At 67.4% G+C, this 20,358-nt stretch carries 23 protein-coding genes; 19 read left to right on the top strand and 4 right to left on the bottom strand.

Features of this window, described 5'->3' with window-relative positions; translation table 11 throughout:
* Positions 1-189: 189 nt before the first annotated feature.
* The gene (locus JOF48_RS00450; protein ID WP_209676257.1) at positions 190-501 is read right to left on the bottom strand and encodes a hypothetical protein; all 312 of its coding nucleotides are present in this window, start codon (positions 499-501) and stop codon (positions 190-192) included.
* A 121-nt stretch (positions 502-622) separates the two neighbouring features.
* Here JOF48_RS00450 and JOF48_RS00445 point away from each other — a divergent pair, with 121 nt between their 5' ends.
* Positions 623-1,420, top strand: coding sequence for a LuxR family transcriptional regulator (locus tag JOF48_RS00445; RefSeq protein ID WP_245346341.1), 798 nt, complete (start codon positions 623-625; stop codon positions 1,418-1,420).
* Entirely contained in the window at positions 1,417-1,710 is a 294-nt protein-coding gene (locus tag JOF48_RS19415; RefSeq protein ID WP_245346340.1) for a helix-turn-helix transcriptional regulator, read from the top strand. Before JOF48_RS00445 ends, JOF48_RS19415 begins: the two co-directional genes overlap by 4 nt.
* A gap of 242 nt (positions 1,711-1,952) precedes the next feature.
* Here the strand turns inward: JOF48_RS19415 and JOF48_RS00440 are convergent, their stop codons facing one another.
* Both JOF48_RS00440 and moaA read right to left on the bottom strand, forming a co-directional pair.
* Complete coding sequence (locus JOF48_RS00440) at positions 1,953-2,234, bottom strand: MoaD/ThiS family protein (protein WP_209676254.1); 282 nt, start codon at positions 2,232-2,234, stop codon at positions 1,953-1,955.
* 4 nt (positions 2,235-2,238) lie between these two features.
* Entirely contained in the window at positions 2,239-3,327 is a 1,089-nt protein-coding gene (gene moaA / locus JOF48_RS00435) for a GTP 3',8-cyclase MoaA (protein ID WP_209683956.1), read from the bottom strand.
* 159 nt (positions 3,328-3,486) lie between these two features.
* Here moaA and JOF48_RS00430 point away from each other — a divergent pair, with 159 nt between their 5' ends.
* From JOF48_RS00430 to JOF48_RS00370, 13 genes are all read left to right on the top strand, one after another.
* Positions 3,487-4,800, top strand: coding sequence for a molybdopterin molybdotransferase MoeA (locus tag JOF48_RS00430; protein ID WP_209676251.1), 1,314 nt, complete (start codon positions 3,487-3,489; stop codon positions 4,798-4,800).
* The gene (gene moaC, locus JOF48_RS00425; RefSeq protein WP_209676249.1) at positions 4,788-5,357 is read left to right on the top strand and encodes a cyclic pyranopterin monophosphate synthase MoaC; all 570 of its coding nucleotides are present in this window, start codon (positions 4,788-4,790) and stop codon (positions 5,355-5,357) included. The genes JOF48_RS00430 and moaC overlap by 13 nt, the downstream gene beginning before the upstream one ends.
* Positions 5,354-5,854: a MogA/MoaB family molybdenum cofactor biosynthesis protein gene (locus JOF48_RS00420; protein ID WP_209676246.1), complete on the top strand. Its 501-nt coding sequence runs from the start codon at positions 5,354-5,356 to the stop codon at positions 5,852-5,854. Before moaC ends, JOF48_RS00420 begins: the two co-directional genes overlap by 4 nt.
* On the top strand, positions 5,844-6,311 hold the full coding sequence (locus JOF48_RS00415) for a molybdenum cofactor biosynthesis protein MoaE (protein WP_209676243.1): 468 nt from the start codon (positions 5,844-5,846) through the stop codon (positions 6,309-6,311). The genes JOF48_RS00420 and JOF48_RS00415 overlap by 11 nt, the downstream gene beginning before the upstream one ends.
* Positions 6,312-6,562: 251 nt before the next feature.
* Complete coding sequence (gene dapB, locus JOF48_RS00410; protein WP_209676240.1) at positions 6,563-7,321, top strand: 4-hydroxy-tetrahydrodipicolinate reductase; 759 nt, start codon at positions 6,563-6,565, stop codon at positions 7,319-7,321.
* Positions 7,322-7,364: 43 nt separating this feature from the next.
* Positions 7,365-7,817 carry a hypothetical protein gene (locus tag JOF48_RS00405; RefSeq protein ID WP_209676237.1) on the top strand — a complete coding sequence of 151 codons (453 nt, stop codon included), beginning with the start codon at positions 7,365-7,367 and terminating at the stop codon, positions 7,815-7,817.
* Positions 7,818-7,824: 7 nt separating this feature from the next.
* Positions 7,825-8,613: an alpha/beta fold hydrolase gene (locus JOF48_RS00400; RefSeq protein ID WP_209676233.1), complete on the top strand. Its 789-nt coding sequence runs from the start codon at positions 7,825-7,827 to the stop codon at positions 8,611-8,613.
* A 146-nt stretch (positions 8,614-8,759) separates the two neighbouring features.
* Positions 8,760-9,665 carry a 4-hydroxy-tetrahydrodipicolinate synthase gene (gene dapA, locus JOF48_RS00395; protein ID WP_209676231.1) on the top strand — a complete coding sequence of 302 codons (906 nt, stop codon included), beginning with the start codon at positions 8,760-8,762 and terminating at the stop codon, positions 9,663-9,665.
* 2 nt (positions 9,666-9,667) lie between these two features.
* Positions 9,668-11,359: a ribonuclease J gene (locus JOF48_RS00390; RefSeq protein ID WP_209676228.1), complete on the top strand. Its 1,692-nt coding sequence runs from the start codon at positions 9,668-9,670 to the stop codon at positions 11,357-11,359.
* 129 nt (positions 11,360-11,488) lie between these two features.
* Positions 11,489-14,371, top strand: coding sequence for a DNA translocase FtsK (locus JOF48_RS00385; protein WP_209676225.1), 2,883 nt, complete (start codon positions 11,489-11,491; stop codon positions 14,369-14,371).
* 55 nt (positions 14,372-14,426) lie between these two features.
* Positions 14,427-15,029, top strand: coding sequence for a CDP-diacylglycerol--glycerol-3-phosphate 3-phosphatidyltransferase (gene pgsA / locus JOF48_RS00380; protein ID WP_209676223.1), 603 nt, complete (start codon positions 14,427-14,429; stop codon positions 15,027-15,029).
* A 2-nt stretch (positions 15,030-15,031) separates the two neighbouring features.
* Entirely contained in the window at positions 15,032-15,520 is a 489-nt protein-coding gene (locus JOF48_RS00375; protein WP_342591112.1) for a CinA family protein, read from the top strand.
* 147 nt (positions 15,521-15,667) lie between these two features.
* Entirely contained in the window at positions 15,668-16,108 is a 441-nt protein-coding gene (locus JOF48_RS00370) for a helix-turn-helix domain-containing protein (protein ID WP_209676220.1), read from the top strand.
* A gap of 112 nt (positions 16,109-16,220) precedes the next feature.
* On the opposite strand, the gene JOF48_RS00365 is transcribed toward JOF48_RS00370, so the two are convergent.
* Positions 16,221-16,694: a MarR family winged helix-turn-helix transcriptional regulator gene (locus JOF48_RS00365; RefSeq protein ID WP_209676217.1), complete on the bottom strand. Its 474-nt coding sequence runs from the start codon at positions 16,692-16,694 to the stop codon at positions 16,221-16,223.
* Positions 16,695-16,763: 69 nt separating this feature from the next.
* Here JOF48_RS00365 and JOF48_RS00360 point away from each other — a divergent pair, with 69 nt between their 5' ends.
* The 4 genes from JOF48_RS00360 (at position 16,764) to JOF48_RS00345 (ending at position 20,289) form a co-directional block, all read left to right on the top strand.
* Positions 16,764-16,985, top strand: a complete 222-nt coding sequence (locus tag JOF48_RS00360; RefSeq protein WP_209676214.1) for a DUF3046 domain-containing protein — start codon at positions 16,764-16,766, stop codon at positions 16,983-16,985.
* Positions 16,986-17,319: 334 nt separating this feature from the next.
* Positions 17,320-18,372, top strand: a complete 1,053-nt coding sequence (gene recA / locus JOF48_RS00355) for a recombinase RecA (RefSeq protein ID WP_209676211.1) — start codon at positions 17,320-17,322, stop codon at positions 18,370-18,372.
* Between the two features lie 8 nt (positions 18,373-18,380).
* Entirely contained in the window at positions 18,381-18,908 is a 528-nt protein-coding gene (locus tag JOF48_RS00350) for a regulatory protein RecX (protein WP_209676209.1), read from the top strand.
* A complete protein-coding gene (locus tag JOF48_RS00345) occupies positions 18,901-20,289 on the top strand; it encodes an aggregation-promoting factor C-terminal-like domain-containing protein (RefSeq protein ID WP_209676207.1) in 1,389 nt (462 codons plus the stop codon). Before JOF48_RS00350 ends, JOF48_RS00345 begins: the two co-directional genes overlap by 8 nt.
* Positions 20,290-20,358: the final 69 nt, after the last annotated feature.

Raw genomic sequence — 20,358 nt, 5'->3', positions numbered from 1 at the left:
GACATGTTTGGGGGCCATTTCTGTGTTTTCAGGCACGTGGCTTGCGGGTTCGCGTTGTGCACTCCAAATCCTGCGCGTGGTTGTGTCCCAACTGTGCGCAGCTCTTGGGCCTGCGCATGGTTGTTCCGTAGCCACGCGCTGGAGCAAGGTCCGGGCGGCCGGCCGACGGCTGCCGGCACGGAACTGCCACTACCCGGTGCCGTCAGGATGCGCCACCGGAATGGTGACCTGTTCGACGATGCGGGTCTTGGGTCCGCCTGCCAGGGCCGGGGAAGCGGCTGGTGTTGCCCACACCTGGGACTTTAGGCGTCCCAGGAATTGCTCAGCCTCGGCGGCCGTGGCGAAATCAAGGTCCAGGGCAACGTAGTGCTCGTCCTCCACCGGACGGTACACGCGTTCGGCGACCACGCCTGAGGCTGCACGCCCCAGCGGATCGGACATATAGGCTCCCAGCCACATGCCAAAGTCCTTGATGCCGTGTTCAATCTGCAGGGTATGCATCACACTGTCCTTTCAGGGAAGCCGATGCATTGACTTTAGGCACTCGGGCCGCGGGCCGACATCCCTTAAATCTGGGATTCGGAACCCCATGCGGCGCGCACAATGCGCGCATACTGATGACATGACCAGCCAATGGGCCTTGCGACGCTGCCTGGACCGGGTAGAGGAACTGGGCGGCGCCGGCCTGGAAAGCCACGCCTACCGTGCCGGAGTGCTGGGCGAGCTGCACGCCGTCGTCGGGCATGATGCCTGGGTCTGGCCGCTGGCGGACCCGGTCACGACCGTTGGTGTCGCGCCGATGGCCCAGGGGCCGTTCGCGGGGGAGCTGCCCGCACTGATCTCGCTCAGGTACCGCACAGCCGTCAACAGGTGGACCGCGCTGCCCGTCAATCCGTCGCGTGCGGTGTCCCTGAAGCAGCGAGTGGGGGATGTGCCCGGCCGCAGTGCGCTGTGGGGGTTTTTGTCCCGGTACGGGGTGGTGGACGTCCTGTCCATTGCCTTCGCGGACCGCTGGGGGCTGTGGGGTTGGCTTGAACTGTGGCGGGGACAGGGGCGGTCCGACTTTTCCATCGCCGAGGCGCAGGGCCTGCAAACCATGTCGGCGGCCATTGCCACGGGTCTGCGGAACTGCTCCGCCCGGGAGTTTCAAGGAGGCGCCCCCGACGGGTTCACATCCGGCCACCGCCAGGCCGTGCTGGTCCTGGATGAAGAATTGTCCATCGTGGGCCAAACCGAATCAGCGGCCCTGTGGCTTGATTTGCTGCAGCGGGCCCCTCGCCCCTACAACGGAGTGCCGGCCGAGGTCTTGAACGTGGCTGCACAACTCATGGCTGTGGAGTGCGGCGTCGACGCCCATCCAGCCCGTTCGCGCGTCCATGTGGGAAGCGGGGTCTGGGCGAGCCTTTCAGCTGCAGGATGACCCCGGGGGTCTCCGGTGCCATGGCGCCGATTGCCGTCACGATCCAGGACGCCCTGCCCTCGGAACGGATCGAGGTTTTCGAGCGCAGTTTCGCCCTGAGCCAGCGGGAATGCCAGTTGTTGGAGCTGTGCGCAGCGGGCCTGGACACAGCCGCACTGGCCCGAAGGATGGGGATCAGCAGGTACACGATCCAGGATGTCTTTAAGTCGCTCTTTGCCAAATGCGGCGTGCAAAGCAGGGGTGCCCTCCTGGCCCTGTCGCTGGGACCGCTGGCACCCAGCAGTTCGTGAGACGTGTGCACGCGAGCCGGGCACCCACGCCATGGCAGTGTCTCCGCCAGACCGCCGTTGCGGCCCGAATCCATGAATTTGGGGGGCCATTTCTGTGTTTCAGGCACGCGGCTGGCAGCTTCGCAATGTGCACTCCAAATCCTGCGCGTGGTTGTGTCCCAACCGTGCGCAGCTCTTGGACCTGCGCATGGTTGTTCCAGAAACCGCGCGCTGGATCCAAGTCCCGCCGGGAGGCCGGCAGGCTACCCGCCTGCGAAGGGCGGAAGCACGTCCACGACGTCGCCGGCAGAGAGTGCCAGCGTGAGGTCGCGCGTGGAGACCTCGTTGAGCAGGAAGCTGCACCGGGTCAGCACGTCCGCCAGCGGCGGAGTGTGGCTTGAGGCCGACGCCGGAAAGGTGGCCACGAGGAATTCGGACAGGTCTGCGAGCGTGAACGGCTGCGAACCGGCCAGGGTGGCAAGGTCGATCCGCTGCTCCTCAACACCGGTTGCGGCGGCTGCTGCGGCAAAGAATCGTACGTTCATGGTTTTAGCCTCCAATGGCGCTCATGCTGCGGTCGGGCTGGACAAAGCCGGCATCGCCCAGGCCGGGCCGGCCCATGCCGTGGGCTTTGGGCTTCGCCCACATGGCGTCCTGCCAGCGCGAGGCGACGGCGTCGTCGTCGTGCGTGGAAGAACCGGTGCGCAGCAGGGGAAGCAGGTCCACCTCGGTGAGGGAGAAGAGGCAGCTCATGACCTTGCCCTCGGCGGTGATGCGGGTGCGGCGGCAGTCTGCGCAAAACGGCTCTGTCACCGAGGCAATAATGCCCACGGTGCCCAGCAGCCCGGGGGTGCCGGCGGCCCGGACCTCGAAGCGTTCGGCGGGGGCGCCGTCGCGGGCGCGGGGGTCGGGGGAGAGATCAAAGTTGGTGGACAGCAGCGCGCGGATTTCCTCCGCCGTGATCATGCCCTCGCGGGTCCAGCCGTGGTCGGCGTCGAGGGGCATCTGCTCAATGAAGCGCAGTTCGTAGCCGCGGTCCAGGGACCACTGCAGCAGCTCGGCGGCGTGGCCGTCATTGATGCCGCGGAGCAGGACGGCGTTGATCTTGATGGGTGCCAGCCCGGCGGCCGACGCGGCCTCAATCCCGGCCAGCACCTGGTCCAGGAAGGGGCGGCGGGTCAGCTGCAGGAAGGCGTCGTGGTGCAGCGTGTCCATGGAGACGTTCAGCCGCGTCAGCCCGGCGTTGGCCAGCGCCTGGGCCTTGCCGGCCAGGCCCACGCCGTTGGTTGTCAGTGATATGGGCAGCTCCGGGTGGTTGCTGCGCAGCGCGGCAATGATGTCGACCAGGTCCGCACGCACCAGCGGCTCGCCGCCCGTCAGCCGCAGCTCCCGCACGCCGAGGCGGTCCACGCCCAGCCCCACGAGCCGCACGATCTCCTCCGCCGTGAGCAGCTTGTCCTTCTTCAGCCAGTCCAGGCCGGCCTCGGGCATGCAGTACTGGCAGCGCAGGTTGCACTTGTCCGTCAGTGACAGCCGCATGTCCGTGGCAACCCGGCCAAACTGGTCCAGCAGCCCGGTCTCATGGCCGCCGGGACGGGGCGCCGCCGGCCCTGCCGCGTCAGGGCGCAGCTCCGGCATGCCGAGGGGGACGGGTGCAGTTTCCATGCCCCTAACGCTACGCCATTATTGACGTTCCGGCTTGGCAGGCGGCGCGGGCCGGGTGCGGGGGAGCTGCCGCGGCACGGTTCACCTAGGATTGGGGAAAAGGTGCCGGGCGGCGCCGTCGGGAAGGATGCCATGCACAGGACAGTTGCTGAACACCAGGACGCCGTGGAGCAAGTGCTGCGCCGGAGCTGGGCCGCGTTTCCTTCGCCGGTGATGGACGACGGCGGCACGCCGGTCCCGCTGTCGGCTGCGCGCGGGCGGGTGCTTGCCCGGGCACTGGCGGCAGGGGTGGACCTGCCGCCTTTCGCCAACTCCCAGATGGACGGCTACGCCATCAACGTGGGCGAAGATCAACTGGAAACAGCTGATAGTGGTCAATCAACCGTTTACGTGGTGGGGGAGACCATCGCGGCCGGAGCCGTTCCGGGCACGTTGGCACCCGGCACTGCCGCCGCCATCATGACCGGTGCCATGTTGCCGGACGGCGCCAACGCCGTGGTGCCCGTGGAGCGGGCCGTGCCTGCGCTCTTTGCTGAACCCGGAGCCACAGTGGAACTGCCCGCCACGTCTGCCGGGCAGTTCGTCCGGGACCGGGGCAGCGACGTGGCCCGCGGCTCGCTCGCCATCGCCGCCGGAACCGTCCTGAACGCCGCCCACCTGGGGCTCGCCGCGGCCCTGGGCTGCACGGAACTGGTGGTGCGTCGCCGCGCCCGTGTCCTCCTGCTGACCACCGGCGACGAGGTGTTGGCACCCGGCGACCCGGCCGCCGCCGGGGGGTTGCCGCCGGGCAAGATTTTCGACGCCAACGGTGCTCTGCTGAGAGCGGCACTGGAGGAATCCGGCGTCGAAGTTCTCCACCACCACATGGTCAGCGACGACCCTGCAGCCCTCCTGCGCCTGCTGGAGTCGCAGGTGGGCCAGGTGCCGGGGCACGAGGGCCCGCCGGAACCGAGCTGCGACCTTGTGGTGACCGTGGGCGGCATCAGCGCCGGGGCCTTCGAGGTGGTGCGGCTGGCGCTGGGCAGCGCCGGGGCGCAGTCGCGGATGGAATTCCTGCATGTGGCGCTGCAGCCGGGCGGGCCGCAGGGGCTGGGCACGTTCCGCGGAGTGCCGGTGCTGGCGTTCCCCGGCAATCCCGTCAGCTCCTATGTGTCACTGGAACTCTTTCTGCGCCCGGCCCTGACCGTTCTGCTGGGCGCACCCGCCCCGCGCCGCCGGGTGGTGGCCACGCTGGAACACGCCTTGTCCTCACCGGCCGGCAAGCACCAGGTGCGCCGCGGCATCTATTCCGGCCCGGAGTTTGAATCCGCCCCGTCCGTGCGCGAGGTGGGGGGATCGTCGTCGCACCTGCTGGGCTCGCTGGCTCAGGCGGATGCGCTGATCCACATCCCGGCGGGCAGCACCGAATTGCAGGCCGGGGCAAAAGTGGAAGTATGGCTGTTGTGACTACTTCTGAAACACCTTCCACAGATTCGCCCGAACTGACCCACCTGCGCCACGACGGCACGGCCGCCATGGTGGACGTCTCGGCCAAGGCCGTCACCACGCGTGAAGCCACCGCAACGGGCACCGTCAACACCACCCCGGAGGTCATGGCCCTGCTCGGAACCGGCGGACTGCCCAAGGGTGACGCCCTGGCCGTGGCCCGCGTGGCCGGCATCCTCGGAGCCAAGAGAACGCCGGACCTCGTGCCGCTGTGCCACCCGCTGCCCATCTCCAAGGTCACGGTCGACTTCGAACTCGGCGGCTCGTCCGTCACCATCCTGGCCACGGTCAAGACGCGCGGGGTGACAGGCGTTGAAATGGAGGCGTTGACCGCCGTCTCCGTGGCCGCGCTCAGCGTGTACGACATGATCAAGGCAGTGGACAAGCACGCCGAGATTTCCGGCATCCGGGTCCTGGCAAAGTCCGGCGGCAAGAGCGGCGACTGGGTTCTCGACGCCGTGGCCCCCGGTGCCGGCAGCCCGGCAGGAACCGCCACGGCTGAAGGCGGCACGCCGTGAGCGCGTGTGAGCCAACCGCGGGACCGGGCGCAGCCGCCGTCGTGATTGCCTCCACCCGGGCCGCCCTGGGCGTCTACCCGGACCGGAGCGGGCCCATCATCCAGGACTGGCTGGCCGAACACGGCTTTGACGCCGCCGCCCCCGTGGTGGTGCCCGACGGCGAACCCGTGGGCGCTGCGCTGCGGGCCGTGCTGGCGCAGCATCCCGCCGTGGTCATCACCAGCGGCGGCACCGGGCTCAGCCCCACCGACCAGACCCCGGAGATGACCCGCCCGCTGCTGGAGCGGGAAATCCCCGGCATCATGGAGGCCATCCGCGCCGCCGGCCTGGCCAAGACACCCATGGCCGCGCTCAGCCGCGGACACGCGGGGCTCGCCGGCAGCACCGTCATTGTCAACCTTCCCGGCTCGCCGTCCGGCGTCATGGACGGGCTGGCCGTGCTGGACCCCCTCATCATTCATCTTTGCGAACAGGTGGCAGGAACCCATGGACACTAACGTGGAAATCGTTGCGGCACTGCTGAGCGCCGAACCCATCTCCGTCGACGCCGCCATCGCCGCGGTGGAATCCAGCACGGCCGGGGCTGTGGTCACCTTCAGCGGCGTGGTCCGCAACCACGACGGCGGAGCCTCGGTGGAGCGGCTGGCCTACAGTGCGCACCCGCTCGCCAAGAAGGTCCTGGCGGAGGTGGCTGCCTCCCTCGCCAACCTCGTGAAAGACCCCGACGGGCACCCTGTCCGTGTCTGGGTGGCGCACCGGGTGGGGCCGTTGGAGATCGGCGAGCCGGCATTGGTCGCCGCCGTCGCCTCCTCCCACCGGGCCGAGGCGTTCGAGCTGTGCTCCGAACTGGTGGAGCGCATCAAGGCGCAGGTGCCGATCTGGAAGGAACAGTTCTTCTCTGACGGAACTGTGGAATGGGTTGGGGCCGGCGAGCTGCCGGAGCCGCAACAGTAAACCGACACTGCCGGCGCCGCCGCGGTCGGTGATGGCGCTCAGGGGGCAGATAGTTGCGCTCTGGGGGGCAGATTATTCAGCTCGGGGGCAGACAGTGTGATTCGCCACCTGTCGACAGGTGGCGGAATATGTTTTCTGCCCCGCGCGCCAGGGGTGGCCCGTTGGAAGCCCCGCGAATCGCATTTTCTGCCCCCGCACACCGGCGGGCGCCCCGGAATACCCGCCGGCCAAATGCCAGTAGGCTTAAAGCCATGAGTGAAATGCTGAAGGTGGCCGTGCTCGGCGCCAAGGGACGAATGGGAACGGCCGCCGTCGCGGCCATCGATGCGGCACCGGACATGGAATTGGTGGCCGCCCTGGGGCGCAGCGACTCCCTGGACATCCTGGTGGAGCGCGGCGCCGACGTCGTGGTGGATTTGACCGTTCCCGATTCCACCGAAGCCAACGTGCGTTTCGCCGTCGAACATGGCATCCACGCGGTGGTCGGCACCACCGGCTGGGACGCCGCCCGCCTGGCCGGCCTGCAGGAACTCTTGGCCGCGCACCCGGGAACCGGGGTCCTGATCGCCCCCAACTTTGCCCTCGGCTCGGTGCTCGCCACCCACTTCGCCGCCAAGGCCGCCAAGTACTTTGACTCGGTGGAAATCATCGAGCTGCACCACCCCCGCAAGATCGACGCCCCCTCGGGCACCGCCTTCCGTACCGCCCAGCTGGTGGCTGCGGCCCGCGCCGAGGCCGGCGTGCCCGCCGCACCGGATGCCACGGAAACCGAGCTCGACGGCGCCCGCGGTGCCTCCGTGGACGGCATCCCGGTCCACAGTGTGCGCCTGGCCGGGCTCGTGGCCCACCAGGAGGTGCTGTTCGGCAGCCACGGCGAGGCGCTGACCATCCGCCACGATTCCTTCAACCACGAATCCTTCATGCCCGGCGTGCTGCTGGGCGTGCGCACCGTCGGCACCCGCCCCGGCCTGACGCTGGGCCTTGACGGCTACCTGGACCTGGAAGGCTAGGGCCGTGGCCAACCCGGCTGAGCCCGCACAGAAAGCTGCACCAATGAAAATCACCAAGACCAAGATCTGGGTGGGCCTGATCGCCCTTTTGCTCGTGTTCTACATGGTGGTGATGCTCCAGCGCGCCGTGCTGCTGATGGGCGATCCCGACTGGATCGCCAAGCTCATGGGCGCCGCCTACCTCGTGATACCGTTCGTGGCCGCCTGGGCCCTGGTCAGCGAGGTGCTGTTCGGCGCCCGCACCGAGGCCATGGCCAAGATCCTGGAAGCCGAGGGCGGCCTGCCGGAGGACAACCTGCCCCGCACGCCCGGCGGCCGCATTGTCCGTTCGGCCGCGGACGCCGAGTTTGAAAAGTACAAGGAGGAGGCCGAGGCCGCCCCGGATGACTGGCGGTCCTGGTTCCGGCTTTCCTGCGCCTACGACGCCGCCGGGGACCGCAAGCGCGCCCGCAAGTCCATGCGCGACGCCATCGCCCTCTTCCGCAGCAAGCGCTAGGCCGGCCATGGCGGTCACGCACAACCCGTCCGACGGCGTCGAGCTCGCCTGGGATTCCGTGGGGGAGGGCACGCCCCTGCTCCTGGTCCACGGCAGCGCCCTCAGCAAGGCCATCTGGCGCGGCTTCGGCTACACGAAGGCCTTCCGCGCCCAGTTTCGTGTCATCACGATGGACCTGCGCGGGCACGGCCGCAGCGCCAAGCCGCACACGCAACAGGCCTACGCCATGGACACGCTCGTCGCCGACGCCCTCGCCGTCCTGGACGCCGCCGGCGCCCCCGCCGCACATTACGGCGGCTACTCGGTGGGCGCCCGCATGGGCTTCTCGCTCGCCGCCGCGGCGCCGGAGCGCATGCTCTCCTTCACCTCCCTCGGCGGCAGCTACCGGATCGCCCCCGGCAGCATTGGCAGGCTCTTCTTTCCCGGGTACGACGGCGCCCTCGGCGAGGGCGGCATGCCCGCCTTTGTTGCGGGCTGGGAAGCGCAGATGGGACGGCCCCTGGACGCGCAGACCCGCGCCGCCTTCCTCGCCAACGACGGCGCCGCCCTGCGCGCCTACTTTGCCCAGACCCAGGCCGACGCCCCAGTTCCCGAGGAAGCGCTGGCAGCCATCACGGTGCCCTCGCTGCTCATGGCCGGCACAGAGGATTACGGCAGGGCCGGGGATTCCGCGCACGCCGCCGCGCTGATGCCCGACGCCCGGTTCGTGGAGCTGCCCGGCCGAAACCACGGCTCCACACTGTTCCCCGCCGGCCCCGTCCTGGACGAGTGGCTGCCGTTCCTGCTTGCCCGCTGAACCCCGCCCCGCCGCCCTTCGGCCGGGTGCCCCGGCCGGCCGCGGCCACACCGGAGGAGGGCCGGGCACGGAACAGCCGGGACCCCGCCGCAACAGCCCGCGGACGCGTTGCGTGAAAACCGCCAACAGCAGGTAACGTTTTACCCATGTCTGTCTCTGATATTTCCCTGCGCCCCTTCGGAACCCTGGTGCCCGCAATGGTCACCCCCTTCACCGCCGACGGTGAGGTGGACTACAAGGCGGCCGGGGAGCTGGCCAACAAGCTGGTCGACGGCGGCTGCGACGGCCTGGTTGTCACCGGCACCACGGGCGAAACCTCCACCCTGACGGACGAGGAAAACCTTGGTATGTTCCAGGCCGTGCTCGACGCCGTGGGCGGACGCGCCCGCGTCATCGCCGGCACCGGCACCAACGACACCCGCCACTCCATCAGCCTGTCGCAGCGCGCCGCGAAGCTCGGCGTCGACGGGCTCCTGCTGGTCACCCCGTACTACAACAAGCCCAGCCAGGCTGGCATCCAGGCCCACTTTGAGGCCATCGCCGACGCCACAGACGTCCCCGTCATGCTCTACGACATTCCGGGCCGCGCCGGGGTCCCGATCGAAACCGAGACCATCCTGCGCCTGGCGGACCACCCGCGCATCATTGCGCTCAAGGATGCCAAGGCGGACTTCACCGCCACCAGCCGCGTGCTCGCCAACACGGACCTGGACGTGTACTCGGGCGACGACGGGCTGACGCTGCCGCTCATGGCCGCGGGCGCCGTCGGTCTGGTCAGTGTCAGCGCCCACGTGGCGCCGCAGCAGTTCCGCGCCCTCATCGACGCCGCCGCGGAAGGCGATTTCACCACGGCCCGCGCCATCCACTTCGCCCTGGACCCGGTCATCCGCGCCACCATGGGCCACGTGCAGGGTGCCGTTGCGGTCAAGCAAATTCTTAAGTGGCAGGGTGTCCTGTCCAACTCGGTGGTCCGGCTGCCCCTCGTGGAGCCCGGCGAGACCGAGATCGCCCAGATCAAGGCTGACCTCGCGGAAGCTGGAATGGAAGTGTAACCATGACCCAAATGACTGAACCGGGGCTGCGGACGCCGCCGGAACTGCCGGAAGGCACGTTGCGGATCGTCCCCCTCGGCGGCATTGGTGAAATTGGCCGCAACATGACCGTCTTTGAGATGGCCGGCAAGCTGCTCATCGTCGACTGCGGCGTCTTGTTCCCGGAAGAAGACCAGCCGGGCGTGGACGTGATCCTCCCGGACTTCTCCTACATTGAGGACCGGCTCGAGGACGTGGTGGGCGTGGTGCTCACGCACGGCCACGAGGACCACATCGGCGCCGTTCCGTACCTGCTGCGGCTGCGCCATGACATCCCCCTGATCGGGTCCCAGCTGACACTTGCCCTCATTGAGGCCAAGCTCATGGAACACCGCATCAAGCCGTACACGCTCACGGTCAAGGAGGAGCAGGTCGAGCAGCTGGGCCCGTTCCAGTGCGAGTTTGTTGCCGTCAACCACTCCATCCCGGATGCGCTGGCCGTTTTCATCCGCACCGCGGGCGGCTCAGTGCTGCACACCGGCGACTTCAAGATGGACCAGCTGCCGCTCGACGGCCGGATCACCGACCTGCGCCACTTTGCCCGCCTCGGCGAGGAAGGCGTGGATTTGTTCCTGGTGGACTCCACCAACGCCGACGTCCCCGGCTTCACCACCAGCGAGGCCGAGATCGGCCCCACCCTGGAGGCACTGTTCGGCAAGGCGGACAAGCGCATCATCGTGGCCAGCTTTTCCTCCCACGTGCACCGCGTCCAGCAGGTCCTGAACGCGGCCGTGCTGCACGGGCGCAAGGTGGCCTTCGTTGGCCGTTCCATGGTGCGCAACATGGGCATTGCCGAAAAGCTGGGCTACCTGCATGTGCCGGAAGGCGTCGTCGTTGACCTGAAGAACGTGGGTGAGCTGCCGGACAACAAGGTGGTGCTCATGTCCACCGGGTCCCAGGGCGAACCCATGGCCGCGCTGTCGCGCATGGCCAACGGCGACCACAAGATCACGGTGGGCCAGGGCGACACCGTCATCCTGGCCTCCTCCCTGATCCCCGGCAACGAGAATGCGGTGTTCCGCATCATCAACGGGCTGCTCAAGCTGGGCGCCGACGTGATCCACAAGGGCACGGCCAAGGTGCACGTCTCCGGCCATGCCGCCGCCGGCGAGCTGCTCTACTGCTACAACATCCTCACGCCGAAGAACGTCATGCCGGTGCACGGCGAAACCCGGCACCTGATCGCCAACGCCAACATCGCGATCTCCTCCGGCGTGCCCGCCGGCAACGTCCTGCTGACCGACGACGGCTCCGTCATTGACCTCAAGGACGGCGTCGCGACCATCGTGGGCCAGGTCGAGTGCGGCTTCGTCTACGTGGACGGCCACAGCGTTGGCGAAATCACCGACGCCGACCTCAAGGACCGCCGCGTCCTGGGCGATGAGGGCTTCATCTCCATCATCACCGTGGTCAACCGAGCCACCGGCAAGATCGTCTCCGGCCCGGACATCCATGCCCGCGGCGTCGCGGAGGAGGACTCCGTCTTCGACGAGATCAAGCCCAAGATCGCCGCCGCCCTGGAGGAAGCCGTCATGGCCAGCACCGAGCACACAACGCACCAGCTCCAGCAGGTGGTGCGCCGCGTCATCGGCACGTGGGTCAACCGCAAGCTGCGCCGCCGCCCCATGATCATCCCGGTGGTCCTGGAAGCCTGACGCCGGTCCGGCTGCCTGCGAGGGGAGTCCCGCCCGCCGGCAGCCGGACCTGCCCGATGTGCAGTTCACCACGTACCGTTCCCGGGCCAAATTCTGCGCAAACTTGGCCCGGGAAGGTACCGTTGAAGCATGGCGACTCGTTCTTCCCCCGCCCGTCCGTCCTCCGGTCAGAGGGGCGGCGGTTCTTCGCGCACCCCCAGGACCACGAAGACGCCCGTGCCCCGCAGCAAAAATTCCGCAGCCCCGCCGGAGGGCCAACTGGTGTGGCCCGTGCGCCTCGTCGTCGGGATCTGGCAGGGGCTCGGACACCTCATCGGCGGTGCCATCCGCCGCATGGGCACCGACAAGTCGGACATGCCGCTGGACGAGCGCCGCGACGGTGCCGGCCTGCTGTTCATCCTGCTCGCCTTTGGCACCGCCACCTTTGAATGGTGGGGCCTGGGCGGACCTGTCGCCACAGCTGTGCAAAGCGTGTTTGAGGGGACCTTCGGCTGGTTCTCCGTCATGCTGCCGCCCATGTTCCTGGTGTTCTCGGTCCTGGTGTTCCGCCAGCCGGGCAACATGGCCACCAACAACCGCGTCGCCCTTGGCTTCTCCATCATGACCCTCGCCGGCTGCGCGCTCGCCCAGGTGGCAGGCGGCAACCCCAACATCGCCGACGGTTTCGAGGGCATCAGTGCCGCCGGCGGCATGGTGGGCGTGGTGGCCGGCGGCGTTGTCGCCAGTGTCAGCCCGGTCCTGGCCATCGTCGTGTACTCGCTCGTGGCCTTCGCCAGCATCCTGGTGCTGACCAACACGCCCGTGCGGCACATCCCCGCCCGCCTGCAGGGCATCTACGAGACCCTCATGGGCACCGCCCCGTCCCGTGAAACGGCATCCGGCCACGACCAGAGCTACCTCTACGACCACGAGGAGCCCGCCAAGAAGCCGCGCCGCTCCCGGGCCAAGGCCAAGGCCGCACTCGAGGCGGCAGAGGATGAGGGCCTGGCCCTCACCGAAGCCTTCGCAACCCCGCTCATCGGCTCGGACGACGACGCAAGCCAGGAAACGCCGTCGGCCGCGCCATCCGTCCGGCCCGGGATGCGCCGGCCCACGCGCGATGAACTCCGTGCCGACAAGATCAAGGCACGCCAGGGCCTGCCCACCACAAGCGAGGTCTACGACGTACAGGCGCACGACGCCGAACCCGTCACCGAGGCGATCGGCATGGTCGCCGCGGCGGAACCCTCCTTCTTTGACGGGAACTCGGCCGCCACCCAGGCAATGCCGGCACCGCCTGCCATGCCGCCCGCGCCCATCCCGGCACGGTCGGAACAGCTCCAGCTCTCGGGTGACGTCACCTACACGCTGCCGGAGTCCGACTACCTCCCGGCCGGGCCGCCAGGGAAGGACGCCACGGCCGCCAACGATTCCGTGGTGGCCGCACTAACGGACACGCTGCAGCAGTTCAACGTGGACGCCGCGGTCACCGGGTTCAGCCGGGGGCCCACCGTTACCCGCTACGAGATCGAGCTGGCGCCGGGCACCAAGGTGGAGCGCGTGACGGCGCTGAGCAAGAACATCTCCTACGCGGTGGCTTCCTCCGACGTGCGCATCCTGAGCCCCATCCCCGGCAAGAGCGCGATCGGCATCGAGATCCCGAACGCGGACAAGGAGGTCGTGGTCCTGGGCGACGTCCTGCGTTCGGCCAACGCCAGGCGCACCGAACACCCCATGGTCATGGGTGTCGGCAAGGACGTTGAGGGCGGCTTCGTGGTGGCCAACCTGGCCAAGATGCCGCACCTGCTCGTGGCCGGTGCCACGGGTGCGGGCAAGTCCTCGTTTGTGAACTCGATGATCGTCTCCATCCTCATGCGCGCCACGCCCGACGAGGTGCGCATGGTCATGGTGGACCCCAAGCGCGTGGAACTGACCGCCTACGAGGGCGTGCCGCACCTGATCACCCCCATCATCACCAACCCCAAGAAGGCTGCCGAGGCACTGCAGTGGGTGGTGCGGGAAATGGACACCCGCTACGACGACCTCGCCAACTTCGGCTTCAAGCACATTGACGAGTTCAACAAGGCCGTCAAGGCCGGCAGCGTCCACCCGCCGGAAGGCTCCAAGCGGGTCATGCGCCCCTACCCGTACCTGCTGGTGATTGTGGACGAGCTCGCCGACCTCATGATGGTGGCCCCGCGTGACGTGGAAGACTCCATCGTGCGCATCACCCAGCTGGCCCGTGCCGCCGGCATCCACCTGGTGCTGGCCACCCAGCGCCCCTCCGTGGACGTGGTCACCGGCCTGATCAAGGCCAACGTGCCCTCCCGGATGGCCTTCGCCACCTCCTCCGTCACGGACTCCCGCGTGGTCCTGGACCAGCCCGGTGCGGAGAAGCTGCTGGGCCAGGGTGACGCCCTGTTCCTGCCCATGGGCAAGTCCAAGCCCGTCCGCGTCCAGGGCGCATGGGTCACGGAGGCCGAGATCAAGGCCGTCGTGGACCACGTCAAGGGCCAGCTGCAGGCAACGTACCGCGAAGACGTGGCCGCCGAGGCGCCCAAGAAGGTCATCGAGGACGACATCGGCGACGACCTCGACCTGCTGCTGCAGGCCACCGAACTGGTGGTCACCACCCAGTTCGGCTCCACTTCCATGCTCCAGCGCAAGCTGCGCGTGGGCTTCGCCAAGGCCGGCCGCCTCATGGACCTGCTCGAGTCCCGCGGCGTGGTGGGCCCCTCGGAAGGTTCCAAGGCCCGTGACGTCCTTGTCAAGCCGGACGACCTCGCCGAAACCCTTGCCGCCATCCGCGGCGACGGGGACGCGGGGGGAGGGGCCGGCGTCGTGCCCGGCGGTGAACCCGCTGCGCCCGTGGACCCCATGACAGCCGCGCTGGCCGAGAACGCCAACGCCAACCATGGCTGGGGCGGGGACCTTGTGGCGGATGACCTGGCCAGCCGCCCGCAGGCCGTGGACTACAACGACGGTGACGACGAAGAGGGCGGCGAGGACGCATGGTCGCTCACCGGACGGTGACGGCCGACGCGGCCAAAAATGCGGCTCCCGCACACTTTGCCGGTAGCCTTGCACTGTGACTGAACAGGTGGCGCCGCGCCCTTCAAACTGGAATTTGCCCAATGCCCTGACGCTTTTGCGCATTGTGCTGGTGCCCTTTTTCATCTGGGCCTTCATGGCCGACGCCGGCGACTACGGCTGGCAGCGCTGGGTGGCCGTGGCCCTGTTTGTGGTGGCCATCTACACTGACAAGCTCGACGGCGACATCGCCCGGGCACGCGGGCTCGTCACGAGTTTTGGCAAGATCGCGGACCCCATCGCGGACAAGCTGCTCATCGGTTCCGCCCTCATCATGCTCTCTGCCGTGGGGGAGCTGTGGTGGTGGGTCACGATCGTCATGCTGGTGCGTGAAATCGGCATCACCTTGCTGAGGTTTGTGGTGATCCGCTACGGCGTCATGGCCGCCTCCAAGGGCGGCAAGCTCAAGACAGTGCTGCAGACCGTGGCCATCTTTGTCTACCTCCTGCCCGTCACCCCGGCAGTGGGGTGGCTGTCGGTCGTGGCCCTGGTGGTCATGCTGCTGGCCCTGGCCGTCACTGTGGTCACCGGCGTGGACTACGTCGTCAAGGCCTGGCAGCTGCGCAGCGCCGGCCGGTCCGCCGGATCGGCACGGGGGTAGCCGTGCTCACCGGACTTGCCGAACTCGTCAGCGCCGCCGTCGCCGCCAACATCACCGTGGCCACCGCGGAATCCCTCACGGGCGGCATGGTCGCCGCCACACTCGTGCAGGTGCCCGGCTCCTCGGCCATGCTGCAGGGCGGGATCATCGCCTACCAAAATTCGCTCAAGGAAACATTGCTCGGCGTGCCGGCCTGGCTGCTGGAGGCCAGGGGCGCGGTGGATCCCGAGGTCGCCTGCGCCATGGCGCTCGGGGCCTGCGCAGCCGCGGGGTCCCGCGTGGGCATCTCCACCACCGGGGTCGCGGGACCGGAGCCGCACCAGGGCAAGGAAGTGGGGCACGTATATATAGGTGTGGCCCTTGACGGGGAGGCGCAATCCTATGAATACCACTTTGCCGGAGACCGGGAAATGATCCGGGTTGCGGCCACGCAGGAAGCCATTTCACTGCTGGAACAGGTCATAAAGGCCGCCGGGGAACAAAAGTTGTGACCAGATAGTTAGTCTTAGTGAACGCAAAATGTTGCCATCGGCTCTAGTATGGGAACACCAAGCGGACAAGGCGTCCTGACGGGAACCTCCCGGAAGGCGCCAAGCGAAATGGACTGCAGTGATCGAACAAGGAGTAAGGCGATACCAATGGTGAAACAACCCGTATCCGTAAACGGCGTAGTGCGCTGGCGGGATGTGGGTTTGGCAGACGAAAAACCGCATCAGCAGAAGGAGCGCAAAATGGTGGTACTTCGCCACGAAATTGGTGATGTTCTGCGGGACGTGCGGCAACGTCAAGGCCGCACACTCCGCGAAGTCTCGCACAACGCACGTGTCTCGCTGGGCTACCTCAGTGAGGTGGAGCGCGGGCAGAAGGAAGCATCCTCGGAACTGCTTTCCTCAATCTGTTCTGCCCTGGACGTTCCGCTTTCATTGATGTTGCGTGAAGTCAGCGACCGTCTGGCCGTCGCCGAAGGCGTGGCCATCCCGGACACTGTTCCCCAGGAATTTTCAGCCCGCTACGGCAGGGACCTGAATGAGGAACTCTCCGACGAACTGAACAAGGGACTCGTCTCCAACGCCTTCTAACCAAGCTGCCCGGTGTGGGCAGTCTCCAAGCTGTTTGGGCCCCTCCGCCAAGGAGGGGCCCGCAGCATTTAATACGCAGGGCGTGGGGAACCACCGCCAGTTGCGGCGGACCTCAGTGGGTGTATTCACCGTTGAGTTTGGCCAGCAGGGCCGCCAAAGTGGACAGTTCTCCCTCGTCCCAGCCCCGGAGGCGCTCGTGGAAGGCCTTCCGGCGCCCCGACTGGATGGCTGCCATTTTCTCGCGGCCGGCCTCAGTCAGGGTGATCAGCTGGGCCCGGCCGTCCACCGGGTCATCCGCTTTCTGCACCAGGCCGATGCCTGCCAGCAGCGCGATCTGCCGGCTGATCGACGGCTTGCCCACGCCGATGTGCCGGGCCAGTTCCGTCAGGCGCATTTCGCCGTCGTTCAACAGCACGGACAGAAGTCCGTAGGCGGCAGGCTCCAGGTCCGGATGGACGCTGCTGGTGAGCTGGCGGTTGATGGCACGGGCGCGGCGCCACAGCAGGCTCAACTGCACGTCCAGGTCTTCCATGGCGGCCGTTTTCCCGTCACCTGCGGACTCGGGCGGCCGGAGTGGGGTTGTCATGGTACAAGTCTAAGCGGGACCTGTTCCGGCGTGCCCGGCCCCGGCCTGCCGGCATGCAAGAATGGACGGGTGAGAGTCAGTGAATTTTGGCGTTTGATGGATGATGAGTTCAGTCCCGCCTACTCCAGGGTGGTGGCGAGGGACCTTGTCTTGTCCGGGGTTGGCGGCAATACGGCCAGTGAAGCCCTGCGTGCCGGGTTTGAACCGAGGGACATTTGGCTGGAGGTCTGCCGCGTACAGGACGTGCCGCCGTCGCGCTGGCTCGGCCGCGACATCGCACCCAAAAACTAGCCGCACACTGCGCCCGCCGCCGACACGCCGAAACAAGGTTCGAATATCTATTCGATGGCGACTATGATTGGAAAGTGCCCAGTCGTGCACAGGGAAAATAGTTGTCCACATTTTCGGCGTTTGGGCTTGCAGGCGGCAGACAATGTCAGACCCTTGAACTAGCGTTTTAGCTAACAAGTTAATTAGCTGCTGAACGGTTCCACCAGCAGCACGCCGGGCATCCGGCGGTCAGGCAAGGAACCAGTAAAGTTTGCATCAAACCACCATCCGGGGCTGCGCCAGAAGTGCAGTTGCCGGAGCCGGAAACGGCGCATAGGAAAGACCGAGGTGAATCATGGCCGCTCCCGCAGACCGTGAAAAAGCGCTGGCTGCAGCACTTGCCCAGATTGACAAGCAGTACGGCAAAGGTTCCGTCATGCGCCTGGGTGACGACGTCCGTGCACCCATTGAAGTAATTCCCACAGGGTCCATCGCCTTGGACGTGGCCCTGGGCATAGGCGGGCTGCCCCGTGGCCGCGTCGTGGAGATCTACGGACCGGAGTCCTCCGGTAAAACCACGCTGGCACTGCACGCCGTGGCCAGCGCCCAGAAGCTGGGCGGCATTGCGGCGTTCATTGACGCCGAGCACGCCCTGGACCCGGACTACGCCCAGAAGCTCGGCGTGGACACCGATGCCCTCCTGGTGTCACAGCCGGACACCGGTGAGCAGGCCCTGGAAATCATGGACATGCTGATCGGATCGGGTTCCCTGGACGTCATCGTCATTGACTCCGTGGCTGCCCTGGTGCCGCGCGCCGAGATCGAGGGCGACATGGGCGACAGCCACGTCGGCCTGCAGGCCAGGCTCATGAGCCAGGCCCTGCGAAAGATCACCGGCCGCCTGAGCCAGACCAAGACCACGGCGATCTTCATCAACCAGCTGCGTGAGAAGATCGGCGTGTTCTTTGGCAGCCCGGAAACCACCACAGGTGGAAAGGCGCTGAAGTTCTACGCCTCCGTGCGCATCGACGTGCGCCGCATCCAGACGCTGAAGGAAGGTGCGGATGCCGTGGGCAACCGGACCAAGGCCAAGGTCGTCAAGAACAAGATGGCACCGCCGTTCAAGATCGCTGAATTCGACATCATCTACGGTGTTGGCATTTCACGTGAAGGCGGCATCATCGACATGGGCGTGGAGCACGGCATCATCCGCAAGTCGGGTTCCTGGTACACCTACGACGGTGACCAGCTGGGGCAGGGCATGGAGAATTCCCGCCGCTTCCTGAAGGACAACCCCGAGCTGGCCGACGAACTTGAGCGCCTGATCAAGGCAAAACTGGGTGTCGGCGCGGCGGCTGCTGCCGAAACGGAAGCCGCACCCAAGCTCAAGGCTGTTGACGGCTTCTAGGAACAGTCATGAACAGGGCCCGCCCGGCACCGGAACTGGACCCCGACGCGAACCCCGCGTCGGTGGCCAGGTCCATCGTGCTGCGCCAGCTGACCAACTCGGCCAAGAGCCGGCACCAGCTGGCGCAGAAACTGGCCGAGCGCAACATCCCCGAGGATGTGGCCGAGGCGGTGCTGGACCGATTCGAATCGGTGAAGCTGATCGACGACGCCGAGTTCGCCCACATGTGGGTGCGCAGCCGTTCCATGCACAAATCACTGGCACGGGGGGCGCTCAGGCGTGAGCTTGCAGAGAAGGGGATCGCCCCGGACCTTGCCGAACAGGCGCTGGAGCAGATCGACGACGACATCGAACGGGAACAGGGCAAGGACCTTGTCCGGCGCAAGCTGCGCACCTCCATCGATCTCTCCGACCGGGCAGAACGTGACAAATACACCCGCCGGTGGGTGGGCATGCTCGCACGCAAGGGGTTCAACCCCTCGCTCGCCTTTGGCATGGTGGCAGAAGTCATTGACGAAAGCAGGCAGGATGACTAGCGGGACACCCTGGCTTCGCCGCACCCTTGCCGCCAGTGCCGCGGCAGGGGTGTTCCTTGCCTGCACCCTGCTGGCAGCGCCGGCCCACGCGCAGGACGAGCCGCCGTCGGGGTACCCCAGCTGGTCCGAGGTGGAAAAGACCAAGGGTGATGCCGCAGCAGCCGCCCGCCAGCTCGGCACCATCGCCGCGCTCCTGGATTCCCTTGACAGCCAGGCCGGCGCCCTGGGAGATGCGGCCGTGGCCGCCGGGGCGGACTATGCCCGGACCGTGCAGAAACTGGACGCCGTGAGCGCTGACGTCGAGGTTCTCAACGCACAGGCCGAGCGCGCCGCGGGCCAGGCCCGGCGATACACCAAGGAAGCCGTCGCCGTCGCGGTCCAGGGCTACAAGAGCGGCAGCACCAGCCTGGGCACCATCACCACCATCGTCGACCTCGAATCGGCGAAGAACCTCAATGGCGTGGACCTGATGCAGAAGCTCGGCGAGCGGTCCGCCGCCAAGGCGGTGCTGGCCCGCGAGTCGCAGGCCGCCGCCACACAGCTGCAGAAAACGCGTCAGGCAGCGTTGGAGGAGCAGCGGAAACTCACCGAGCAGGCCGCGGGGGAGAAGGACGCCGCCGTCGCAGCGCGAACGTCGCTTAACGAGCGGATCCTGGCGCAGCAGGGCCAGAGCGACACCCTCGTGGCGCAGCTGGCGTTTCTCAAGGACACCACGATCGCCCAGGAGCGAGAATACCGGCTGGGCCAGGCGGCTCAGGCCGACTACGAAGCCGCCCAGCAGGCCAAGCAACAAGCTGTTGACGCAGCCCGCCTCCACGACGCGGAGGCTGCCGCGCCAGTGCCGGAGCAACAGCCCTTCCCGGCGCCGGCCCCCGTGGCGAGGCCCGTCCCCGCACCCCAACCTTCTCCCAAACCGGTTCCAAGGCCGGACCCTGCACCCGCGCCAAAGCCTGCACCTGTGCCGGCACCCAAGCCGGACCCTGCACCTGCCCCGGCGCCCAAACCGGATCCCGCCCCTCCGGTGGTGGAACCGCAGCCGCCCCTGGTGCCGGACATCCCCGGCGGGGTCGTCAACGACCCAGCCGGCGCGAAGGCCTACGCCGCGGGTGCGCTGGGATCGCACGGGTGGGGACAGGACCAGTTCCAATGCCTGGACCGTCTCTGGGAACGTGAATCGGGTTGGCGAACCAACGCCACCAACCCGTACAGCGGCGCCTACGGCATCGCCCAGGCGTATCCCGCGAGCCAGTATGTCAGCGCCGGCAGTGACTGGCTCAGCAACTACCGCACACAGGTCAACTGGGGGCTCAGCTACATCGGCGGCCGCTACGGTTCGCCTTGTGCGGCGTGGGACCATTCCGAAACCGTCGGCTGGTACTGACACCACGTCTTTCGCCCGTCCTGCAGGCCACGCGCGGGGCGGGCTTGTCGTGTCTTGGGGGTTGGGCGC

The sequence above is a fragment of the Arthrobacter stackebrandtii genome (assembly GCF_017876675.1).
In the GTDB taxonomy this organism is placed as follows: Bacteria; Actinomycetota; Actinomycetes; order Actinomycetales; family Micrococcaceae; genus Specibacter; species Specibacter stackebrandtii.
This window is presented reverse-complemented; position numbering and strand designations above follow the sequence as displayed.